Source organism: Bordetella genomosp. 4, assembly GCF_002261185.1.
Classification (GTDB): Bacteria; Pseudomonadota; Gammaproteobacteria; order Burkholderiales; family Burkholderiaceae_B; genus Bordetella_A.
This window is the reverse complement of record NZ_NEVQ01000021.1, coordinates 15,878-37,981: the sequence shown is the minus strand read 5'-3', so window position 1 is coordinate 37,981 and position 22,104 is coordinate 15,878. Positions and strand designations below refer to the sequence as shown.

Here is a 22,104-nt window from a genome sequence, read left to right as displayed (position 1 = left end):
AGTATGGGAATTCTGATCGGAACCTTTCTGTTGTTGATGATCTTTGGTGTGCCGGTGGCCGTGTCTATGGCGGGCGCGTCCTTATTGTTTCTGTTGTGGTCGGGCAGCGTGCCCGACGTGGTGATCGCGCAGCGCATGATCGCTGGCGTCGAGTCGTTTCCGTTGCTGGCAGTGCCGTTTTTTATCCTCGCCGGCAACTTGATGAATATCGCCGGGATTACGGGCCGCATTTATAACTTTGCCGTGGCGTTGGTAGGGTGGATGCGCGGCGGATTGGGGCAAGTGAATATCATCGGCTCGGTGGTGTTTGCTGGCATGTCGGGCACCGCGATCGCCGATGCTGCAGGACTGGGCACCATCGAGATCAAGGCCATGAAGGACCATGGCTATGAGACGGAGTTTGCGGTAGGCGTGACCGCTGCCTCGGCGACGTTGGGTCCGATCTTGCCGCCGTCCTTGCCATTCGTGATCTACGGCATGATGGCCAACGTGTCTATTGGCTCGTTGTTTCTCGCAGGCATTGTCCCCGGTGTCGTGTTGACGCTGCTGATGATGTTCACCGTTGCGTATTTCGCCCGTAAGAACAATTGGGGCGGCGACGTGGCCTTTGACTGGAAACGGCTTGCTGGCGCGTCCCTCGAGGTGTTGGTGGTGTTGGCATTCCCGTTCAGTATCTGGGTAATGACCCAATTTGGCGTGTCCGCCAATACCGCCACGTTGATTGCCTTTGCCGCCTTGCTGGCCGTCGATTGGTACTTTGATTTTTCTGCCGTGATGGCATTGATGGCGCCGGTCATTTTGATAGGCGGCATGACGATGGGATGGTTCACGCCCACCGAGGCCGCCGTGGCCGCCGTGATATGGGCCTTGTTCCTGGGCTTGGTGCGCTATCGCTCGATGACCTTGCGTACCTTGGCCAAGGCTACCTTCGATACCATTGAAACTACGGCATCGGTGTTGTTCATCGTGACGGCGGCTTCGGTGTTCGCCTGGCTGTTGACCACGACTCAGGCCGCGCAGACATTGACCGACGCCATTCTGGCGGTGACCCATAACAAATGGGTATTCCTGCTGTTGGCGAACCTGCTGATCCTGGTGGTCGGATGCTTCATCGATACCATCGCGGCGATCACTATTCTGGTGCCGATTCTGCTGCCCTTGGTATTGAAGCTGGGCATCGATCCGATTCACTTCGGCTTGGTGATGACGCTGAACCTGATGATAGGGTTGTTGCATCCTCCATTGGGGATGGTGTTGTTTGTCTTGGCGAGGGTGTCCAAGCTGTCCGTTGAGCGCACCACGATGGCAATCTTGCCCTGGCTCGTGCCGCTGTTCATCGCCCTGATCGTTATTACTTATATTCCCAGTGTCAGCATGTGGTTGCCCGACCTGGTCGGAGGTGGTAAGTGAGTCAAACAATACAAGCCGGCGCGCGGGCCGGCGATATTCCCGTCATTCGTATCCATGCCGCTGATAATGTCGTGATTGCGCGCCGCCAATTGGTAGGCGGCACGGTGTTGCCGACAGAGGGCGTCACCGTGGCCGGGCTGATTCCGCCCGGCCACAAGGTCGCAGTGCGCGCGATAGCTGCGGGGCAGCCCGTACGCCGCTATAACCAGGTCATCGGCATCGCGCGGCAAGACATCGCGCCGGGCCAGCACGTGCATACGCATAATCTGGTGTTCTCCGATTTCGAGCGCGACTATGCCGTAGGTCAAGATGCCCATGCGACGGACTATGTCGCGAAGCCTGCGACGTTTGAAGGCATTGTGCGTGCTGATGGTCGCGTGGCCACGCGCAACTATATCGGTGTGCTGACGTCGGTGAATTGCTCTGCCACGGTGGCGCGCGCCATCGCTGATCATTTTCGGCGCGACATTCATCCCGAGGCCTTGTCCGCCTATCCCAACGTCGATGGCGTCGTGGCGTTGACGCATGGCGCGGGATGTGCGACGGGCAGCGATGGAGAACCTTTACGGGTACTGCGCCGTACCTTGGGCGGTTATGCGCGTCACGCCAATTTCGGTGCGCTGATGGTGGTGGGTCTCGGCTGTGAAACCAACCAGATCGAAGGCCTGATGGAACAAGAACACCTGCGGGAAAGCGGGCGGCTGCATACCTTCAGCATCCAGGGCACTGGCGGTACGCGCCGGACGGTGGCTCGCGGCATCGAGTTGATCGAACAGATGCTGGAGGAAACGAATCGCGTGCAACGTCAGCCCGTGTCGGCCAGTCACCTGACCGTAGGGCTGCAGTGCGGCGGGTCGGACGGCTATTCGGGAATCAGTGCAAACCCAGCGCTCGGCGCAGCAGTGGACCTGTTGGTGCGTCACGGCGGTTCTGCCATCCTGTCAGAGACCCCAGAAATTTATGGGGGTGAACATCTGCTGACGCGCCGCGCCGTGTCGGCCGCTGTGGCCGACAAGCTGCTCGCAAGACTGCGCTGGTGGGAAGACTACTGCTCTCGTAACGATGCCGAGATGGATAACAACCCCTCGGCGGGCAACAAGGCCGGCGGCTTGACGACCATCCTGGAGAAATCTCTGGGCGCAATAGCCAAGAGCGGCACGACCAATCTGGTAGACGTCTATGAGTACGCGCAGTCCGTCACGGCGCGTGGGTTGGTCTTTATGGACACGCCCGGCTACGACCCCGTGTCTGCAACTGGGCAAGTCGCAGGTGGCGCGAACCTGATCTGCTTCACGACAGGTCGCGGCTCGGCCTACGGCTGTGCACCGTCGCCCTCATTAAAGCTCTCGACCAATACCGAATTGTGGCGGCGGCAGGAGGACGACATCGACATCAACTGTGGCGAAATCGTCGACGGCGATAGCGATGTGCAAGCCATGGGCGAAAGGATTTTTCAGTTGATGCTGAACACAGCCTCAGGACGGCGCAGCAAAAGTGAGATCCACGGCTACGGACAGAACGAATTTGTGCCCTGGCAATTAGGCGCAGTGATGTAGCGATCCCGGTCGATTTGATTGTGCCGCGCCTTGATGCGCGCGGATTCCCATTTCTCGGAGCTTCGGATGAAGATCAGCAACGCACGTGTCATCGTGTGCAGTCCCGGACGCAACTTCGTTACCCTGAAAATAGAGACCGACGAGGGTCTCACCGGCATCGGTGATGCGACGCTGAATGGCCGCGAATTGGCGGTGGCGAGCTACCTGACCGATCACGTCATCCCTTGCTTGATCGGTCGTGATGCGCATCAGATCGAGGACATCTGGCAGTTCCTGTATCGCGGCGCCTACTGGCGGCGTGGACCGGTGACCATGTCGGCCATCGCTGCAGTCGATACCGCGTTGTGGGATATCAAAGCCAAGGCTGCCGGCATGCCGCTCTATCAATTGCTGGGCGGCAAGAGCCGCACCGGGGTCATGGTCTACGGCCACGCCAATGGCCGCGATATCGACGAAACGGTCGACGAGGTATTGCGCTATCGCGATATGGGCTACCGCGCCATCCGCGCGCAAAGCGGCGTGCCGGGCCTGAATTCCGTCTACGGTGTAGGCCGTGGCCGCATGTTTTACGAGCCTGCCGATGCAGACCTGCCATCCGAGCATGACTGGTCCACCGAAAAATATCTGGACCATGCGCCGAAACTGTTTGAGCGCGTGCGCGATGCCGTGGGCTGGGATACACATCTGCTGCACGATGTCCATCATCGTCTGACGCCAATCGAGGCAGGGCGCTTGGGTAAATCGCTGGAGCCCTACCGGCTGTTCTGGATGGAGGACGCCACGCCGGCCGAGAATCAGGAAGCGTTCCGATTGATCCGCCAGCATACGATGACGCCATTGGCGGTGGGCGAGATATTCAACACAGTATGGGACTGCAAAGACCTTATCCAGAATCAATTGATCGACTATATCCGCACCACCGTAGTCCACGCAGGAGGCATTACGCATCTACGCCGGATCGCTGATCTCGCATCGCTGTATCAGGTGCGCACCGGGTGCCATGGCGCGACAGACTTGTCGCCGGCCTGCATGGGCGCCGCGCTGCATTTTGATCTGTGGGTGCCCAATTTCGGGATCCAGGAATACATGCGTCACACCGACGAGACGGATGCGGTGTTTCCCCATGCGTATTCTTTTGCCGACGGCATGATGTATCCCGGCGATGCGCCAGGGCATGGTGTAGATATCGATGAAAAGCTGGCGGCAAAATATCCATATCAGCGTGCGTATCTGCCGGTGAATCGTCAGGCGCACGATGGTACGTTGTGGAACTGGTGATGAAGTCTTTCAACGCTGAGACTCGGCGGCTGGGTCCCGGTAGCTTGGCTCAATTACCCGTTGATGTTGAGCGTCCGGGTTACGAGCGCGCACAGTTGCGGCCAGGTATTGTCCACCTGGGTATTGGCGCGTTTCACCGCGCCCACCAGGCCCCTGTCACTGATATGGCGCTCTCGGCCACCGGTGATCTGCGCTGGGGAATTATTGGCGTATCGTTGCGCAGTCCCGATACGCGCGACGCTTTGTTGCCGCAAGACAGCTTGTATACGCTGTCGCTGCGCGACACGGATGGTAGCGGCGCAGCGCGCGAGACCTTGTCGGTAGTAGGTTCGGTTCTGAGGGTGTTGGTGGCAACCGAGGACCCTGGTGCCGTGCTGGCGCAGATTGCGCATCCCGATACCCGTATCGTCAGCCTGACTGTGACGGAAAAGGGCTATTGTCACGAGCCCGCCACGGGACGTTTACATCGCGACGATCCCGATATCGCTCACGACCTGGTAGACAGCGACACGCCACGCAGCGCCATCGGCATGCTGGTGCATGGTCTTGCACGCCGTCGCGATGTCGGTTTGCCTCCGGTTACCTTGCTCTCATGCGATAACCTGCCATCCAACGGCGATACGCTACGCGGCTTGGTGCTGGAATTCGCAGGCTTGCGCGATCCTGGTCTGGCGGAATGGATCGCCGCGCATTGCACCTTTCCCAATTCCATGGTGGATCGCATCGTGCCGCGCACGACCGATGCCGACCGTCAGCGGATCGCCGCACGGTTGGGGGCGGTCGATGCCTGGCCTGTGGTCGGAGAACCGTTTCTTGAATGGATCATCGAGGATAGATTCGTCAACGGCCGCCCTGCGTGGGACCAGCCCGGCGGCGCGCGCTTTGTCGAACACGCCGCCCCGTTCGAGCATCTGAAATTGCGCATGGTCAACGGCCCCCATTCCGCGCTGGCCTATCTGGCGGCTTCCGCAGGGCTGGACACGGTCAGCCAGGCGATGGCGAATCCTGCATTGCATGATTATCTCGATGCCCTGATCAGAGAGGAAATTGCCCCCACACTGCAGTCCGTACCCGGCGTCGATCTCGCGGCGTTACGCAAGCGTCTTTTGACTCGCTTTTCCAACGCTGCGTTACCACATCGCACCCAGCAGATCGCCATGGACGGTTCTCAAAAACTGCCGCAGCGCTTGCTGGGCACAGTGCGCGACCGTATGCGTGCAGGGGCCGGTTACCAACGACTGGCGTTGGCATTGGCGGGTTGGATGCATTATCTGCGGGGGCATGACGAGCAGGGCAAAACCTACCCGATACAGGATCCGTTGGCAGAGGCATTCCAGGCTCGTCTCGCCGCTGTAGGGCAGGGCAGCGACATCGATGATATTCAGCGCGCGCGTGCATTGATCAGCTATGCGCCGGTATTTGGCGATCTCGCCGGATGCGAGGAACTCATTATCGAGGTGGCGCGCCATGCGACGGTGTTGAGACAGCAGGGCGTGCGCGCCGCGGCCGGCGCGGCGGTCCGTCTTTTCTGATGGAATGAGCGTGGATATGACTACGGACGACACATCAACTTTATTGCGTCACTGCGGCGCCGCCGCGCTGCGGGAGTGGGGGCGAGATTGTTTGCTGGCCATGGACGTTTCCGAGACCGACGCGGCCTGCGTGGCGGATAGCCTGGTCCAGACCAGCCTATGGGGTATAGATTCTCACGGTATCGCGCGCCTGCCGCATTATCTGAATCGCCTGGCACATGGCTCGATTCTGCCACGCCCTGACATCCGTGTCGTGCAGAGCGGCCCCGCCACGGCACAGGTGCATGGCGGCCAGGGTTTGGGTATTGTCGTCGCGCATCGTGCCAATGCATTAGCCATGGACCTGGCACGAGAAACCGGCATCGCTGCGGTAGGCGTCAGTGACTCATCTCATTGCGGCGCAGTTGGTCTCTACAGCCGAGCCGCGGCCGAGGCGGGCCTGATCGGCCTTGCGTCTACGCACTCCGATTCCATCGCAGCGCCTTTTGGCGGCTATGCCCCGTTTTTAGGCACTAATCCCATTTCCGTGGCGGTACCTCGCGATAATGCTGCTCCGGTCTGCTTGGACATGGCCTCGACCGCCATTCCCTGGAACCGCGTGATGAACGCCCGTCGCGAGGGCCATGAACTCCCGCCAGGTGTGGCCTTTGATGTAGACGGAAACGAGGCCACCGACCCTCAATTAGCCCGTGCATTGCGTCCTCTGGGCGGCCCCCAACAAGGCTACAAGGGCTACGGCCTCGCGCTGATGATCGAACTGCTGTGTGGACCATTGAACGGCAATCCATTCGGCCCGCATATCTCTCCGATGTACGAACAGTTGGACGTGGCTCGCCGATTAGGGGCTTTCTTTATCGTGATAGACCCTGCACGTTTCGCAGGCGGCCCTATGTTGGGTGCTGTCGTTGCCCAAATGGCGCAAGAACTCGCAGCGCAACCGGGCCAGCCACGTATGCCTGGCGACCCCGAACAGTCAGCCCAAACACAGCGTCTGCATGATGGCATTCCCATCGAGCCGGGGCTATGGCGGGAATTTACGCAATGGAGCGAGCGGTTGCATCTGCAGCTACCCTCAGTCATTGACACGGCCTGACTATCGACTACACCGTGCCGGGGTCGTCGCCTGAGGCCTTGGCTATCATTTCCTCGGCCTGCCTGCTGCCAAACCGTTCTGCAAATTGGCGCGTAAACACCGCGCCAAAAAAGAAAATCTGCGCGGAATAATAAATCCACAACAACAGTGCAATCATCGAGCCCGCAGCGCCATACGCAGACACTGCGCCGCCACGGCTCAGATAAAGGCCTATGCCCCATTTACCGACCAGAAACAGGGCTGCGGTCACAATCGCACCGGGGATGACGTCGCGCCAGGGGATATTGATGCTGGGCAGCAGCTTGTACACCACAGCGAACAGTGCCGTCACCACTGCAAAAGAGAACAGATTCGACATCCATTCAGCCACCGTCGCGAAAACCGAGTTTGTCCACAGATCCCCGTAATACGCCTTGGCACCGCCCAGCGCCGCGTTCATCATCAACGACAGCAGCAGGAACATCGCCAACACCAGCACCAGTCCAAACGACACCATCCGGCTGCGAACCATGCCTTGCAGGCCCGATTTACGGTTCTTGGTCGCGTCCCACAGCTCGTCCAGGCTCGCCTGCAATTCCGCAAACGCAGTCGTCGCGCTGAATACGAGAATTGCAATGGACAGCAAAGCCGCGATCCAGCCTCCTCCAGACTCGTGGGCGCTGGCCAGTACGGTTTGCACTACCTCGGCCCCACGTGCGCCAATAATGTCATGCACTTGGCCAAAGAGCTCCGAGCGTACGGCTTCTTCGCCGAAGAACACGCCCGCCACTGCAATGACCAGAATCAACATCGGCGCCAGCGAAAACACCATGTACAGCGATAGCGCAGCGCCCTTGCTCGATGCGCGGTGTTTGGACCATTGCTTGCCCGATTCGACAAGCAATCCATAGATTTCCGAGGGACGCAGTACTTTCAGCAGACGGGCAGGAATGGGCATGGCGTGCGGCGGAATGCAGTCAGAGTCCCCGCATTGTAGGGGGCGTTCCTATGATGTTACAAACCCCCGGCGCCGATCACTGCACTTGAAAAGTAATTTTTCCCACGGCAGGGCGAGCATCCGAAGAGACTGCACGCCAGTCCACTCGATACGTGCCTGCGGTCAATTTACTGGCCGGTGTGATGACCATCGTCTTGCCGTCTCCTGCGCCAGCCACGCTGATTTTCATTTTCATTTCGCCATGGTCTGCCATGCCCGGCATGCTCGTCATGGTCAAGCTTGCCGCCGACGACTGCGTCGTCAGGGGTTCGGAGAACTTCAGCTCAATGGCGGCCGGTGCCGCGCCTGTTGATTTGTCTGTTGGCGTAGAGGACAACAGATCGGGCTGCGCAAGCGCAGCGGTGGCAAATAGTGTGCTCGCGGCTGCCATCGCGAACTTTGCTGTAACACGTGAAAGATACATGGAAACTCCCGTTGTATTGAGGTTGAAGTCAAAACCAGAAGCGCACGCCTGCCACGAAACGAGTCTGTGTCGTTCGTTCGCCCTCGGCGCGCACGTAATCGGCAGTCTTTCCAAAAGTCGCGGCCTGTTCTATCCCTATGTATGGTGCGAACTGCCGATGCAGTTCGTAGCGCAGGCGCAACCCGACAGAGCCTTCGGACAAGCCGCTGCCGATTTGGCGGGCGGGGTCGTCTTTACCAAAGAGCTGCATCTCGACCTTGGGTTCCAGAATCAGCCGTTGGGTGAGGAGCATTTCATAGCTCGCCTCGAGACGCAGCGCGGTGCGGCCGGCGCTGCCCACGTAGGCCGTGGCATCGACCTCAAACCAATACGGCGCCAGCCCCTGTATGCCAAATGCCAGCCACTCCCGATTAGGGCCTTCGCCAGCGTCCAGGCGCACACCCAATTGGCTGTCCCAGTACGAAGAAATCGCGTGGCCCCACAGCAGCTCGGTCCGGGACTCTTGCAGCTTTCCCTCGGCCCAGTCGCCTTCGGCCTTCATCACCAGCCGGTCGTACGTGGTGCCATACCAACCCTGCAGAGAATAGGCCGTGCTGTCGGCGCCCTTGCGGGCAAAGCGGCGTTCAAAGGTATCGGCGCGCAGTGACATGAAACGGTGTTCTCCGTGTAGCATGAGCTTCGGAACACCCGGCACTGCATAGTCGCCTTCGCCCAGCTTCAAACCATTGGAGTATGCATTCGGATCGCGTGCGTCCGGTGGCGCCGAGCCACCCTGCATTTTCATATCGCCGTGATCCATTGACGGCTCGGATGCTGCTGCATTCTGTTCGGTGCCGTGGCCTGCGTGCGGGTCTGCCGCCTGTACCGCAATGCTCGTCAGCGAAGCAACAGCCATGGCCAGTGCTCTGATAGGTGCTAGTTTCGACATCAACGTTTCCTTTTTCTGCACTGGCTCAAGACACCACGACCTCGCGGAACATCCCCGCATCCATGTGGAACATCAGATGGCAGTGCCACGCCCAGCGGCCAAGTGCATCGGCCGTCACCAGGAAGCTCACCCGCTGCGCGGGTTGCACGGGCAGGGTGTGGCGGCGTGCCAGGAACTTTCCGTCCGGGCTTTCGAGTTCGCTCCACATACCATGCAGATGCATCGGATGAGTCATCATGGTGTCGTTATGCAAGATCACCCGTAGACGTTCGTTATGGCGGAAATGGATCGGCGTGGATTTGCTGAATTCCAATCCGTCAAAGGACCAGGTGTAACGCTCCATATTGCCCGTCAGATGCAACTCGACTTCCCGTCCCGGTCCGCGCGCATCCATCGGGCCCGAAGGCGTGTGTAAATCCGCGAGCGTCAGTACCCGCCGTCCGTTGTTGCGCAGCCCTATGCCAGGATCGTCAAGATTGGTGCGGGCCATGTCGACGCGCATATCCGTGCTGGGTCCGTATTCGGTGCGAGCGTGGCGCGCCGTCGTTGACGGCGCGTTCAGGCCCGCCACTGCAGCGGTGTGCTGACTGTGATCCATCGCCATGGCGCCATGATTCATCCCCGTCATCGCGCCATGATTCATGCTGGTCATCGGCTCAGGGCTCATTCCGGTCATGCCTGTCATTCCAGTCATGCCCGTCATTTCGGTCGTATCAGCCATACCAGTCATCGAACCATGGTCCATCGATCCATGTCCCATGGCCCCATGATCCATAGCCCCCATCATGTCCGCCATGCTCAACCACTCAGCCGGATCGACTGCAGGTACGGCTGCCTGCAGTCCTTCCCGTACGGCCAGCGTTGCGCGCGCGTATCCTGAACGGTCCATCGATTGGGCAAAGATCGTGTATGCATCATCACGAGGTTCGACGATCACATCGATCGTCTCTCCCGGACCAAAACGAAATTCGTCTACGGTCACAGGTTCGACATCCACGCCATCGACCTGCACGACCCGCAGCTTCAAGCCGGGAATGCGCACGTCATAGAAGGTGTTGCCGCCGCCGTTGACCATACGCAATCGCACGCGTTCACCAGGACGAAAAAGCGCCGTCCAGTTGCCAGCTGGCGTGACGCCGTTGGCCAGGTAAGTCAGCGTTTGCGCAGACAGATCGGCCAGGTCGGTCGGGCTCATGCGCATCTCATTCCACATCTTGCGCTTGTCGAATGCCGCGCCGAAGCCGTCCTGTGCCGCATCGCGAAAGAAATCAAGCACCGTAGGCTGGTGATAGTTGTAGTAGTCGCTCTGTGATTTGAGCTTGCCGAATACTCGCATCGGATCTTCATCGGTCCAGTCGGTAAAGACCAGCACATGGTCCCGATCTGCCTTGATGGTCTCGGCGCCAGCAGGGTCGATGATGATGGCGCCGTACATGCCGGTCAGTTCCTGCATGCCCGAGTGCGAGTGGTACCAGTAGGATCCGCTTTGTTGGACTTTGAACCGATAGGTGAATGTTGCTCCTGGTGCAATACCCGCAAAACTGATGCCGGGCACGCCATCCATCTGGTAGGGCAGAATGATTCCGTGCCAATGGATCGAGGTCGACTCGCGCAGCCCGTTGGTCACACGGATTGTGACTGTCTCCCCCTCGCGCCAGCGCAGCGTAGGAGCCGGCAGCGAGCCGTTGATCGTCGTCGCGACGCCGGGCTTGCCGGTGAAGTTCACCGGCGTTTCGGCGACCACCAAGTCGAACTCGTTGCCGCGTAGAATCGGCGGTGCGCCATGGCTGGTCCTCGCTTCCTGAGCCATCGCCCGCATTGCCGGAATAGACAGGCTGGTCAATACGCCACCCGCTGCCAACCCCTGCACAAAGCGCCGGCGGCTCAGTCCAAAGGGAGGCAAGATAAACGATGATCGACGTGGCATAGAAAGATTTCCTCAGAGGATCAATGAAAAGCGTCGGCACAGATCCCTGCGGGCATGGAATCGCTTGTTTTGACGTGTTATGGGCAGAATACGGATCCGCCACTTTCCGTTAAATGACCCGCGCATTACATTTATGTAATGTTCCGGTAATGTTGATGGCAGGTGGCGGTGGGTAAATTGCACGATGGTGGTCTGTCGAGCGTCGCATCTTCATGTATGACAGCCGTCGTCACCGGAATACCACGAGGGATAAGCAATGAAGTTGCTGGTCGTCGAAGACGAAAACAAGACCGCGGACTATGTCAGGCAGGGCCTCACAGAGGCGGGGTTTGTGGTGGACTTGGCGCGCAATGGGTTGGATGGTCAGCACATGGTGATGAACGAGACCTATGATCTGGTCGTGCTCGACGTCATGCTCCCGGATGTGGACGGCTGGCGTATCGTCCAGTCGTTGCGAAACGCGGGGGCGCGTGTGCCTGTCTTGTTCCTGACCGCGCGTGGTAGCGTGGACGACCGCGTAAAAGGCCTGGAATTAGGGGCCGATGACTACCTCGTGAAGCCGTTTGCGTTTTCAGAGTTGCTGGCGCGAGTCCGCACGCTCTTGCGGCGTGGCAGCGCCTCTACTCATCCAGACCGCCTCGAAGTCGCAGACCTGGTGCTTGACCTACTTGGCCGGCGCGCCACCCGCAAAGGCGTGCGGATCAATCTGACGAATAAAGAGTTCTCCTTGCTCGAATTGCTGGCAAGACGCAAAGGCGAGGTATTGCCTCGCTCGTTGATCGCATCCCAGATATGGGATATGAACTTCGATAGCGATACCAACGTGATCGATGTTGCCATACGCCGGCTCCGCGCAAAAATAGACGATGCGTTCGAGCCCAAGCTCATTCATACCGTGCGGGGGATGGGTTACATGCTGGACGCGCCCGATGAGAAATAAACCAGCCGCAGGGCGGCGGCCTGCTTCACTGGCGTTGCGCGTGACGTTGCTGGTAGGCATCGCGACCACCTTGGTATTTCTCTCATTCAACTGGGTCGTCTTGCGGGCTCTGCATATGCATTTCTCGGAGCAGGACGCAGGGGAACTCGATGCCGTAGCAAAAGCTATCGTCAACACCCTGCAAGCAGGAAACCATGATGACGCCTCGCTAGTGCAACGGCTGAGTGCGATCGCCGTGGGACATCATGGTGTGTTCTATGGCGTGTTCGACGATGCAGGGCGAATGATCTATGCCACTCCGGGCCCGGATCTTTCTGCAATTTCTCCGCCAAGCAAGTCCTCTCGTTTCGATCCTGATAGCTTGCTAGTGTGGGATGAGGGCGGTAAATCGTATCGCGGTGGGGCATTCTGGACTGATGCTACGGACCCGGATATGTCCGCGCCCCGCGTTGTCGTGGCGATGGATATTGATTTCCATGTGCATTTCCTGGATTCCTTCAAGCAGATGCAACGCTGGGCAACGGCTATCGTGCTCCTTATTTCGATCATCGTCGCTTGGTTGGCTGTTCAGTGGGGGCATCGTCCGATCCGCAAGATCACCAGAGAAATTCAAGCCATTCGTTCTTCGCAGCTCGACGTCAGGTTGCATCCAGCCGATGTTCCCAAGGAGCTGGCTGAATTGGCCACATCATTCAACGATATGATCGGACGCCTCGAAGACAGTTTTTCCAAGCTATCGCACTTCTCTGGTGATATTGCCCATGAGCTGAGAACCCCTGTCACGAATCTGGTGACTCAGACGGAAGTAGCGCTGAGCCAGGCTCGCTCCGCCGACGAATACCGGGAAATTCTCTACTCCAACCTGGAAGAGTTTGACCGCATGGGTCGCATGATCGGCGACATGCTGTTTCTGGCTCAAACGGAAAATGATCCCGGGAATCTACATAGATCGACTATAGACCTTGCTGAGCTGATTCGGGGCTTGTTCGACTACTTTGAAGCGCTCGCAGAGGAGGCAGGTATTGTGCTTCGACTAGAGGGCGGAGCCCAGGCTGTGCGTGCAGACAAGGAAATGATTTTGCGTGCACTGAGCAATCTTTTGTCCAATGCGATTCGCTATACGCCTCGCGGTGCATCTGTCACAGTCAGCTTGATGCAGGACGAGCAGTCGACGCGGATCAGGGTGGAAAATCCCGGCCAGAAAATTCCCGAGCAATATCTGCCCAAATTGTTCGACCGATTTTTCCGGGTCGATCCTGCACGTCAACGAAACTCTGCCGGTGCAGGCTTGGGGCTCGCCATCGTAAAGTCCATCGCACAAGCGCACGGCGGTGCGGTGTCCGTTACATCGGACGACATGACGACGAAGTTTGAGCTAACGCTCCCCCGCATTGCGTAAAAAGGCCCTCACGCTGAGTCTACGGCTTGCTGCCCTCGAGCGGGATCTGGGGGCTATGAGACAAAAAAACACCCTCGGAGCATAAACCCCGAGGGTGTTGATTCGGCATATCCCCGGCATGCCGGGGATATTTCGCGACAATGGCTTGGACTTAGAAGTCCATGCCACCCATGCCGCCCATGCCACCAGGCATCGGGGGAGCAGCGGGCTTGTCTTCAGCCAGTTCGACCACAGCGGCTTCAGCCGTCAACAGCAGGCTGGCAACCGAAGCGGCGTTTTGCAGCGCGGTGCGGGTCACCTTGGTGGGATCCAGCACGCCTTGCTCGACCAGGTCGGTGTACTCGCCGGTAGCAGCGTTGTAGCCGTAGTTGCCCTTGCCGCCCAGAACCGTGTTCACCACGACGCTGGCTTCTTCGCCGGCGTTGGTAACGATGGTGCGCAGGGGTTCTTCGACAGCACGCAGGATCAGCTTGATGCCAGCGTTCTGGTCAGGCGTATCGCCTTGCAGGCCGGCGATAGCTTGCTTGGCACGCAGCAGAGCCACGCCGCCGCCAGCAACCACGCCTTCTTCCACAGCAGCGCGGGTAGCGTGCAGGGCGTCTTCGACGCGGGCTTTCTTTTCCTTCATTTCGACTTCGGTAGCAGCACCGACGCGGATCACGGCAACACCGCCGGCCAGCTTGGCCACGCGCTCTTGCAGTTTTTCACGGTCGTAGTCCGAGGTCGCTTCTTCGATCTGCACGCGGATTTGCTTGACGCGAGCTTCGATCGACTTGCCGTCGCCGGCGCCGTCGATGATCGTGGTGTTTTCCTTGGCAACTTCGATGCGCTTGGCTTGGCCCAGCTCTTGCAGCGTGGCTTTTTCCAGCGACATGCCGGTTTCTTCGGAGATCACAACGCCGCCGGTCAGGATGGCGATGTCTTCCAGCATGGCCTTACGGCGATCGCCGAAGCCAGGAGCCTTGACAGCGGTGGTCTTCAGGATGCCACGGATGTTGTTCACAACCAGGGTAGCCAGGGCTTCGCCTTCGACGTCTTCGGCGATGATCAGCAGAGGACGGCTCGACTTGGCGACTTGTTCCAGCACGGGCAGCAGGTCACGGATGTTGCTGATCTTCTTGTCGAAAATCAGAACGTACGGGTCGTCCAGAGCGGCGACTTGCTTGTCCGGGTTGTTGATGAAGTAGGGCGACAGGTAGCCGCGATCGAATTGCATACCTTCGACCACGTCCAGTTCGTTTTCCAGCGACTTGCCGTCTTCGACGGTGATGACGCCTTCTTTGCCGACTTTGTCCATCGCGTCAGCGATGATCTGGCCGATCGATTGGTCGCTGTTGGCCGAGATCGAGCCGACTTGAGCGATTTCCTTGCTGGTGGTGACCGGCTTGGATTGCTTGGCCAGTTCAGCCACGGCAGCGGCCACAGCCTTGTCGATACCGCGCTTCAGGTCGATGGGGTTGAAACCAGCGGCAACGTACTTCAGGCCTTCTTGAACGATGGCTTGAGCCAGTACGGTGGCGGTGGTGGTGCCGTCGCCGGCGTTGTCCGAGGTCTTCGAAGCAACGTCTTTAACGAGTTGAGCGCCGATGTTTTCGAACTTGTCTTTCAGTTCGATTTCCTTGGCAACCGACACGCCGTCTTTGGTGACGGTCGGGGCGCCGAACGAGCGCTCGAGCACAACGTTACGGCCCTTGGGGCCCAGGGTGGTTTTGACAGCGTTGGCGAGAACATTCACGCCACGAACGATGCGCACACGCGCGTCATCGCCGAACAGGACTTGCTTGGCAGCCATTGTGAGCTTCCTTCGAAATTTTGTTCAGGTAATTACTGGATCACGGCGAGGATTTCGTCCTCGCGGATGACGAGCAGCTCTTCGCCGTCGACTTTCACCGACTGGCCGGCGTACTTGCCGAACAGAACCTTGTCGCCAGCCTTCAGATCGACCGGCAGCACTTTGCCGTCTTCGGTCTTCTTGCCCGGGCCAACGGCCACGACTTCGCCTTGATCCGGCTTTTCAGCGGCGCTGTCGGGGATAACGATGCCCGAGGCAGTTTTGCGCTCGTTGTCCAGGCGTTTGACGATCACGCGATCGTGCAGGGGACGCAGGGCCATGAGGAACTCCTGTTTCTAAATATAGAAGGTGAAAAAATCGGGTTTCAGGCCGGGAAGTCGTGTTAGCACTCACCGGCAGCGAGTGCTAATTATAGGGATGATGGCGGGAGGTTCAAGGGGGGGAGGGGCGGTTGTTACATTTTTGGTGAGGGATTTCCACGTAGCGTTCGCTGAGTCGGAGGCAGTTCGGGCGAAACATTCGTTCAGGAGCGGAAACCTGTCGAGCGTTGAGCACGTGCGGCTGCGTGCCTATGATGGGCCGATATATATGAACAACCAACAATATCGGCCTCCTCATAGCGTCCCCACTGCCATGCTGATCATCGGGGCCGCATTCCTGGGCAGCACGCTCGCGACACCCTTTTATCTGCCGTACCAGCAAACTTTCGGGTTCAGCGAGTTCACGCTGACGCAGATCTATGCAATCTATGTGCTGGGCAATATGGTGGCGCTGCTGTTTCTGGGGCGCCTGTCCGATAGCCTGGGCAGAAAACCCATCCTGATGGCGGCATTGCTGCTCGCCTGCCTGTCTACCCTGCTGTTCATTTTCGCAACTGGCACGATCTGGCTATTTGCTGCCCGGCTGGTCAGCGGGCTGGCGGTAGGCCTGGCGTCCAGCACGGGCACGGCCTGGCTGGTCGACATCGACGCCGAGCACCACACCGAACATGCTACCGTGCGGGCGGCAGGAGCGAACTTCGTCGGATCTGCTATCGGTCCACTGGCGGGCGGCGTGCTGTATCAGTACGCGTTCGCGCCGATGCAATTGGCATGGATCTGCTATCTAGCCGCACTGGTTGGCGTACTGATATTGCTGTATCGCGTGCCGGCGGACCGGTCGATGGCATCCGGTCGGCCGGATCTGCGGCCGCGCATCGCAGTACCGCGGCGTCTGCGCCGATACTTCATCACGCCGGCCTTGACGGCCTTCTGCGTGTTCGCTTTCATTGGCTACTACCTGGCTCTATTGCCCAGTATCGTGCAGGCGATCTTGCCGTCGGGCGGTGGCCTGGTGACCGGCGTCATCATGTTCGTGCTGTTCATGGGAGGTCTGGGGGCGCTGCTGGCTGAGCGTCACTTTCCTTGCGATCGCAGTATGTGCATCGGCCTGATACTGTTGGTGCCGGCTTTGTGCACGTTCTATCTGGCACAGCGCGAGTCGTCGCTCTGGTTGCTAGCCCTCGGTACGCTGCTCACGGCCGCCGCATCGGGGATGGGGTTCGGCGGCAGTCTGCGCGTTGTAGGCCAAATCAGCCCGTCCAGCCATCGCGCGTCGATTTCGTCCGCATACTATCTCGCTTGTTTCGTCGGTGCGTCCATTCCGGTATTAGGCATAGGCCTGGCGGCAGTACTGTGGGGCTTGGCTGCTGCCAGCTTGATCTTCACTGTGCTGACTTCTTTGCTGGTGGCGGCCGCCCTCGTCGTCCGCAGAAGCCGACCCTGATGCATATGGAGTCGTGCCTGCCCGATTCCATATGCTTTAAACAGGGTGCAGATCAATATCAGCGCTCGGCATCCTAGCCGGCATTTCGTGGTTCGAACGACCGGACTTCCTTCACTTTGTTTGCCTCATCCAGCAGCACGACCGTCGGGAGATGTGTTGTCGTGCGTTGCTCTTCCCCGGGGTCGAGCAGTAAAGCGACTTCACCCGCTTTAAACACCTCTTCATGAAAACTGGATACGGAGAAAAGGCTGAGCTACCTATAATCTGAGAATGAATCATTTCATTCAGATAGGAATATTGGATGAAAATTTCCCTTATTTAGCGCTTTAAATTTCAGATAACGTTTCACTATAGGACCAACTAATGAGCGCAGCCCCCCTGCACATCGATGGCCTGCCGCCGACCGGACAACTGATCAATGGCCAGTGGCTGGATGGCGGTCCCCGCTTTACGGTCGAGGATAAATTCAGCGGCCGTCCTATTGCCGAAGTCTCCTCGGCAACCCGTGAACAAGTCACCGAAGCCGTCCGCGTCACGCGAGCCGCCGTTGATGGCGGTCCACCGCCGCCGCACGACCGTGCCCAGGTATTGCGTCGCGCTGCCAGACTGATTGAGTCCTACCGTCAGCGCCTGGTCGACGTGATGGTGGCCGAAGCCGGCTTCACTATCGTTGATGCCAATGGCGAAATCGATCGTGCGATCGTCACACTGAGTCTGTCTGCCGATGAAGCTTTGCGCCTGGTAGGCGAAGTCATCCCGTTTGGCGCCAGCCCGGGCGCACATCGCCGTATGGGCTTTACGCAGCGATTCCCCATTGGAGTTGTCTGTGCCATTACGCCCTTTAATGCGCCCCTCAATACGGTGCTGCATAAGGTCGGGCCCGCGTATGCAGCAGGCAACTCAGTCGTACTCAAGCCCTCGGCCTTTACGCCCTTGACCAGTGCGTTGCTGGCTCAACTGCTTTTGGAAGCCGGAATGCCGCCCGCATTTCTGGCTGTGGTGCAGGGGGAGGGGGATACCGTCGGCACGTGGTTGCTCGAGGAACAGGACATCGCTTTCTATACCTTTACGGGCAGTACGAGGGTTGGTCGCATCATTCAACAGGCGGCCGGTCTGCGGCGTACCCAGATGGAGCTGGGCAGTATCGCCAGCACGATCGTCTGCTCTGATGCCGACCTGGAACGCGCAATACCAAAGATTGCCAATGCCGGACTGCGCAAGGCCGGGCAAGTCTGCACCTCTGTGCAGCGGCTATACGTGCAGCGGGATATCGCCGAAGAGGTCGGCCAGCGTCTTGCGGCATTCGCTGCCACGCTCAAAGCCGGCGATCCGCGTGACCCGGATACCAAAGTCGGTCCGCTGATCAGCGAGCAGTCTGCCATCCGTGCCGAAAGCTGGCTGCGCGAAGCAGAACAAGGCGGCGCCAAACTGCTGTGTGGCGGGCAACGCGAACGCTCGGTCATCACACCTGCGATCGTGACGCATGCACCCGACGGCGGACGAGTCTGGTGCCAGGAAGCCTTCGCGCCATTGCTGGCCCTGCGGCCTTTCGACGATTTCGAGGAAGCGATACGCGATGCCAACTCGACGCCGTTCGGTCTGTCGGCCGGCGTGTTTACCCAAGATATTGATCGTGCTTTGCGCGCGGCTTCGACCTTGCGTTTCGGGACTGTACAGATCAATGAAACCTCGAGCGCCCGCTCTGACGTGATGCCTTTTGGCGGCGTCAAGGACAGCGGCTTTGGCAAAGAAGGCCCCGCTCACGCGATTCGCGAAATGACCGAAGAACGGCTGGTCGTTTTCAATCCATGAGGCGTTCTGCAAAATAATCATGAAAAAAGAAAAATTCATTCGGAGTGAGACATGCGATGCGCGACGCCGCCTCCTGTTGGGAGCGGCCATCGCAACCGCTGGTGCTGCCTTCCCATTGGGGAGGGCCTGTGCCAGCGGCGGCGCCTTTCCCTCCAAACCGATTGTCCTGATCGTTCCATTTGCGCCGGGCGGCCCTACTGATGTGCTGGCACGAGTCATCGCCGAGGGGATGGCCAAGGATCTGGGGCAGCCCATCATCGTCGAGAACACACCTGGTGCCGGCGGCACCGTGGGCAATGCTCGCGCCGCACGCATGGCGGGTGACGGATATACGCTGCTCATTGGCAACGTAGGCACGTTGGCAGCCAACACGACGCTGTATAAAAAGCTTCCGTACGACATCCTCAAGGACTTCATCGCCTTGGGTTCTGTCGGCGATGCGCCACAAGTCTTGTCGGCACGAAAAGATCTGCCGGTTTCCGGTCTGGACGAGTTTGCGGCCTACGCCCGCGATCACGCCAAGGAGATGAATTTCGGTGCAGCCGGTGTGGGGTCAGGCTCGTTTCTGGGAGGGATCCTGTTGAATGAGCGGCTGGGCCTGAAAATCACTGCAGTCAACTACCGCGGCGCCGGTCAGGCACTCAATGATGTGATCGCTGGGCATCTGGACTATCTGGTGGACAGCAGCACAACTTCGGTCGGCTATGTGAAGTCCAACATGGTGCGCGGTGTCGCCGTGCTGAGGCCGCAGCGAATTGCAGCGTTGCCCGACGTGCCGGCCGCGGGCGAGTCGGCCTTCGCAGACCTGCACTACGACATCTGGAACATGTTGTTGGTACCGCGTGGCACTCCTGCGCCTGTCGTTGAGCGCCTGAATCAGGCGTTGCGCAATTCCGTAGCTGCGCCAGCTACCCGCGAGCGCCTGTCCGGCTCCGGTATCGAAGTGCCCAATTCACGCAGCCAGACACCGGAAGGTGCGGCCGAACTGCTCGCCAGTGAAGTACAGCGCTGGGCCCCCATTCTGACCAAGCTCAACATCACCGTTGATTGATAACAATACAGGAGACACAATGCGTCAACTCAGTTCACGTGCCGCGGCTACGCTCGCCACCTGTGCGATGTTCCTCATGCCAGGGACGGCGGCTCAGGCAGCCGAGTGGCCTCAACAGCCCATCACATTGGTTGCGCCGTTTACCCCGGGCGGTACGACCGATATCGTCGCGCGTGCCGTAGCGATGCAGTTGCAACAGCAACTCGGTCAAACCGTGATCGTCGAAAACAAGCCTGGCGCAGGCGGCACCCTGGGGGCAGGCATCGTCGCCCGAGCCAAGCCTGACGGCTATACCTTGTTGCTGGCCAATGTCGGCCACACTGCAGCCAGTGCGCTGTACAAGAATCTGCCGTATGACTTCGAACGCGACATGACGCAGATCACGACAGTGGCCGACGTGCCCAATGTCCTGGTCGTCGCGAAAAGCTCGCCGATCAACAGCGTCCACGAACTGCTGGACTATGCCAAAGCCCATCCCAAGGAAATCGATTACGGCTCGGCCGGTATCGGCACCACACAGCATTTGTCGGCGGAACTGCTAAAGAAACAGACAGGTATGCAAGCCCTGCATATACCGTTCAAAGGCGCTGCGCCCATGATGACGGATCTCATTGGCGGCCGTCTCACATTTGCCCTCGATTCAGCAGCTTCGGCCGCGGCGCAGATCAACGGCGGGGGCGTCAAGCCGCTTGCGGTGACCAGCCTGGAGAGAACGCGGTTCCTGCCCGATGTGCCGACATTGAACGAATCTGGTGTGCCTGGTTATCAGATGTCTACCTGGTACAGCCTGGCTGGCCCCAAAGATATGCCGCCTGCCGTCGTCCAACGCATATGGCAGGCCGTCAAGGCCAGTATGGACGACCCCGTCATGCGCAAGACGCTCGAAGGCATGGCCGCAAACCCTGGCGGCATGGACCCGGCCGAATTCCAGAAGTTCGTCCACGAGGAAACAGTACGTTGGACCGGTCTGGCCAAGGACTGGGATAGCAACGACTAAGCGTTTACAGCAAGACAACTCACACAAAGGTTCAGCATGGCAGTCTCCGAAATCAGCACATTCTTTTGTCCAACCCGCTTGTATATGGGTATAGGATCGCACCGAAAACTCGGCGATCTGCTGCGAGCGCAGGGTTGCAATCGACTGTTCGTCGTCATCGACGGCGCACTATTGTCCGGCGAGTTCTATACCAACATCCGCACGATGCTGGATGATCTGGGAATCGCCATTGCGAGCTATTCGGAGATTGAGCCGGACCCCAGCGCGATTACCGTAGAGCGCGCATTCGCAGCATGCCAGGCTCATCAAGCCACCGCGTTGCTGGCAGTGGGCGGCGGCAGCGCCATGGACGTCGCAAAAGCAGTCGGTATCCTGGCTACCAACGGCGGACGTATCCACGACTATGAGGGGATCGAGAAATTCACTACGCCGCCGCTGCCGTTGATCGCCATTCCTACGACGGCAGGAACGGGCTCCGAAGTATCGGGATCGTGTGTCATCACCGATACCGAGAAGAACCTGAAGATGTCGATTCGCCATGCCGCGCTCAACCCTGCGCGATTTGCCATCCTCGATCCGCTCGCGTTGCGGACATTACCGGCACACGTGGCGGCGCACTCAGGGATGGACGCCTTCGTACATGCGTTCGAATCATATATCTCGCGTCAGGCAAATCTGGTCACCGACGCCATCAACATCGAAGCGATCGAACTGTTGGCAGCCAATATCCGGCCCTTCGTTGCCAACCGTGACAACCTGCAGGCCGGCCTGAACATGCTGGTGGGTTCGGCACTGGCTGGCATCACGTTCGGTCAGACAGGGTTGGGTAATGTCCACTGCATGGCGCGTTTCGTCGGCGCTTATTGGCATTTGTCTCACGGCCTATCCAACGCCGTGTGTTTGCCACACGTGGCGCGTTTCAATCTCTCTGCCAACCCGCGCAAGTTCGCCCGCGTGGCCGCCGCCATGGACTGCCCGGTGCGAGGACTGGCCGAGATGGATGCCGCGCGTGCCGCGGTAGAGGCTATCGAGGCATTGTGCAGGGATCTGGCGATACCGGCCCGGTTGCGCGACGTCGGAGCAACAGAAGACAAGTTCGATGAAATCGCGGAGTTGTGCACCCAAGCCAATTACAACCGATGGAATCCACGCACGACAACTACAGAGGACTTTCGCGCCTTGTTCGCTGAAGCATTCTGATGTTTGCGCGAGAGTAGAGATGAAC

18 protein-coding genes are annotated in these 22,104 nt (G+C 59.1%); 12 read left to right on the top strand and 6 right to left on the bottom strand.

The features are described 5' to 3' along the window. Window positions 1-3 precede the first annotated feature (3 nt). The 5 genes from CAL20_RS20415 to CAL20_RS20395 all read left to right on the top strand — a co-directional run bounded on the left by CAL20_RS20415 (window position 4) and on the right by CAL20_RS20395 (window position 6,869). On the top strand, window positions 4-1,410 hold the full coding sequence (locus tag CAL20_RS20415) for a TRAP transporter large permease (protein WP_094822915.1): 1,407 nt from the start codon (window positions 4-6) through the stop codon (window positions 1,408-1,410). After that, window positions 1,407-2,966: a UxaA family hydrolase gene (locus CAL20_RS20410; RefSeq protein ID WP_256981662.1), complete on the top strand. Its 1,560-nt coding sequence runs from the start codon at window positions 1,407-1,409 to the stop codon at window positions 2,964-2,966. Before CAL20_RS20415 ends, CAL20_RS20410 begins: the two co-directional genes overlap by 4 nt. Before the next feature lie 66 nt (window positions 2,967-3,032). Beyond that, entirely contained in the window at window positions 3,033-4,244 is a 1,212-nt protein-coding gene (manD, locus tag CAL20_RS20405) for a D-mannonate dehydratase ManD (protein WP_094838819.1), read from the top strand. Beyond that, window positions 4,244-5,776: a mannitol dehydrogenase family protein gene (locus CAL20_RS20400; RefSeq protein ID WP_094838818.1), complete on the top strand. Its 1,533-nt coding sequence runs from the start codon at window positions 4,244-4,246 to the stop codon at window positions 5,774-5,776. The genes manD and CAL20_RS20400 overlap by 1 nt, the downstream gene beginning before the upstream one ends. A 16-nt stretch (window positions 5,777-5,792) precedes the next feature. Continuing rightward, window positions 5,793-6,869 (top strand): Ldh family oxidoreductase, encoded by a 1,077-nt coding sequence (locus CAL20_RS20395; RefSeq protein WP_094838817.1) that lies wholly within the window; start codon window positions 5,793-5,795, stop codon window positions 6,867-6,869. Window positions 6,870-6,876: 7 nt separating this feature from the next. Here the strand turns inward: CAL20_RS20395 and CAL20_RS20390 are convergent, their stop codons facing one another. The 4 genes from CAL20_RS20390 to CAL20_RS20375 form a co-directional block, all read right to left on the bottom strand. Next, the gene (locus CAL20_RS20390; RefSeq protein WP_094838816.1) at window positions 6,877-7,806 is read right to left on the bottom strand and encodes a YihY/virulence factor BrkB family protein; all 930 of its coding nucleotides are present in this window, start codon (window positions 7,804-7,806) and stop codon (window positions 6,877-6,879) included. 76 nt (window positions 7,807-7,882) lie between these two features. Continuing rightward, window positions 7,883-8,269, bottom strand: coding sequence for a copper homeostasis periplasmic binding protein CopC (gene copC, locus CAL20_RS20385; RefSeq protein ID WP_094838815.1), 387 nt, complete (start codon window positions 8,267-8,269; stop codon window positions 7,883-7,885). 28 nt (window positions 8,270-8,297) lie between these two features. Beyond that, on the bottom strand, window positions 8,298-9,197 hold the full coding sequence (locus CAL20_RS20380) for a copper resistance protein B (RefSeq protein ID WP_094838814.1): 900 nt from the start codon (window positions 9,195-9,197) through the stop codon (window positions 8,298-8,300). 25 nt (window positions 9,198-9,222) lie between these two features. Next, a complete protein-coding gene (locus tag CAL20_RS20375) occupies window positions 9,223-11,124 on the bottom strand; it encodes a copper resistance system multicopper oxidase (protein WP_094838813.1) in 1,902 nt (633 codons plus the stop codon). A 256-nt stretch (window positions 11,125-11,380) separates the two neighbouring features. On the opposite strand from CAL20_RS20375, the gene CAL20_RS20370 reads away from it, so the two are divergent. Both CAL20_RS20370 and CAL20_RS20365 read left to right on the top strand, forming a co-directional pair. After that, the gene (locus CAL20_RS20370) at window positions 11,381-12,064 is read left to right on the top strand and encodes a heavy metal response regulator transcription factor (protein WP_094822907.1); all 684 of its coding nucleotides are present in this window, start codon (window positions 11,381-11,383) and stop codon (window positions 12,062-12,064) included. Further along, window positions 12,054-13,463: a heavy metal sensor histidine kinase gene (locus CAL20_RS20365; RefSeq protein ID WP_179266712.1), complete on the top strand. Its 1,410-nt coding sequence runs from the start codon at window positions 12,054-12,056 to the stop codon at window positions 13,461-13,463. Before CAL20_RS20370 ends, CAL20_RS20365 begins: the two co-directional genes overlap by 11 nt. A gap of 151 nt (window positions 13,464-13,614) precedes the next feature. Here the strand turns inward: CAL20_RS20365 and groL are convergent, their stop codons facing one another. Beyond that, window positions 13,615-15,255 (bottom strand): chaperonin GroEL, encoded by a 1,641-nt coding sequence (gene groL, locus CAL20_RS20360; RefSeq protein ID WP_094822906.1) that lies wholly within the window; start codon window positions 15,253-15,255, stop codon window positions 13,615-13,617. A gap of 32 nt (window positions 15,256-15,287) precedes the next feature. Beyond that, window positions 15,288-15,575 carry a co-chaperone GroES gene (gene groES, locus CAL20_RS20355; protein WP_066127625.1) on the bottom strand — a complete coding sequence of 96 codons (288 nt, stop codon included), beginning with the start codon at window positions 15,573-15,575 and terminating at the stop codon, window positions 15,288-15,290. 97 nt (window positions 15,576-15,672) lie between these two features. Between groES and CAL20_RS20350 the strand changes: the two genes are divergently transcribed. From CAL20_RS20350 to CAL20_RS20330, 5 genes are all read left to right on the top strand, one after another. Then, complete coding sequence (locus CAL20_RS20350) at window positions 15,673-17,019, top strand: MFS transporter (protein WP_094838812.1); 1,347 nt, start codon at window positions 15,673-15,675, stop codon at window positions 17,017-17,019. A 363-nt stretch (window positions 17,020-17,382) separates the two neighbouring features. Continuing rightward, entirely contained in the window at window positions 17,383-18,831 is a 1,449-nt protein-coding gene (locus tag CAL20_RS20345) for an aldehyde dehydrogenase family protein (protein ID WP_094838811.1), read from the top strand. Between the two features lie 19 nt (window positions 18,832-18,850). Continuing rightward, a complete protein-coding gene (locus CAL20_RS20340) occupies window positions 18,851-19,882 on the top strand; it encodes a Bug family tripartite tricarboxylate transporter substrate binding protein (RefSeq protein WP_094838810.1) in 1,032 nt (343 codons plus the stop codon). A 19-nt stretch (window positions 19,883-19,901) separates the two neighbouring features. Then, the gene (locus CAL20_RS20335; protein WP_256981661.1) at window positions 19,902-20,879 is read left to right on the top strand and encodes a Bug family tripartite tricarboxylate transporter substrate binding protein; all 978 of its coding nucleotides are present in this window, start codon (window positions 19,902-19,904) and stop codon (window positions 20,877-20,879) included. Window positions 20,880-20,915: 36 nt separating this feature from the next. Beyond that, entirely contained in the window at window positions 20,916-22,079 is a 1,164-nt protein-coding gene (locus tag CAL20_RS20330) for an iron-containing alcohol dehydrogenase (RefSeq protein ID WP_256981660.1), read from the top strand. Window positions 22,080-22,104 lie beyond the last annotated feature (25 nt).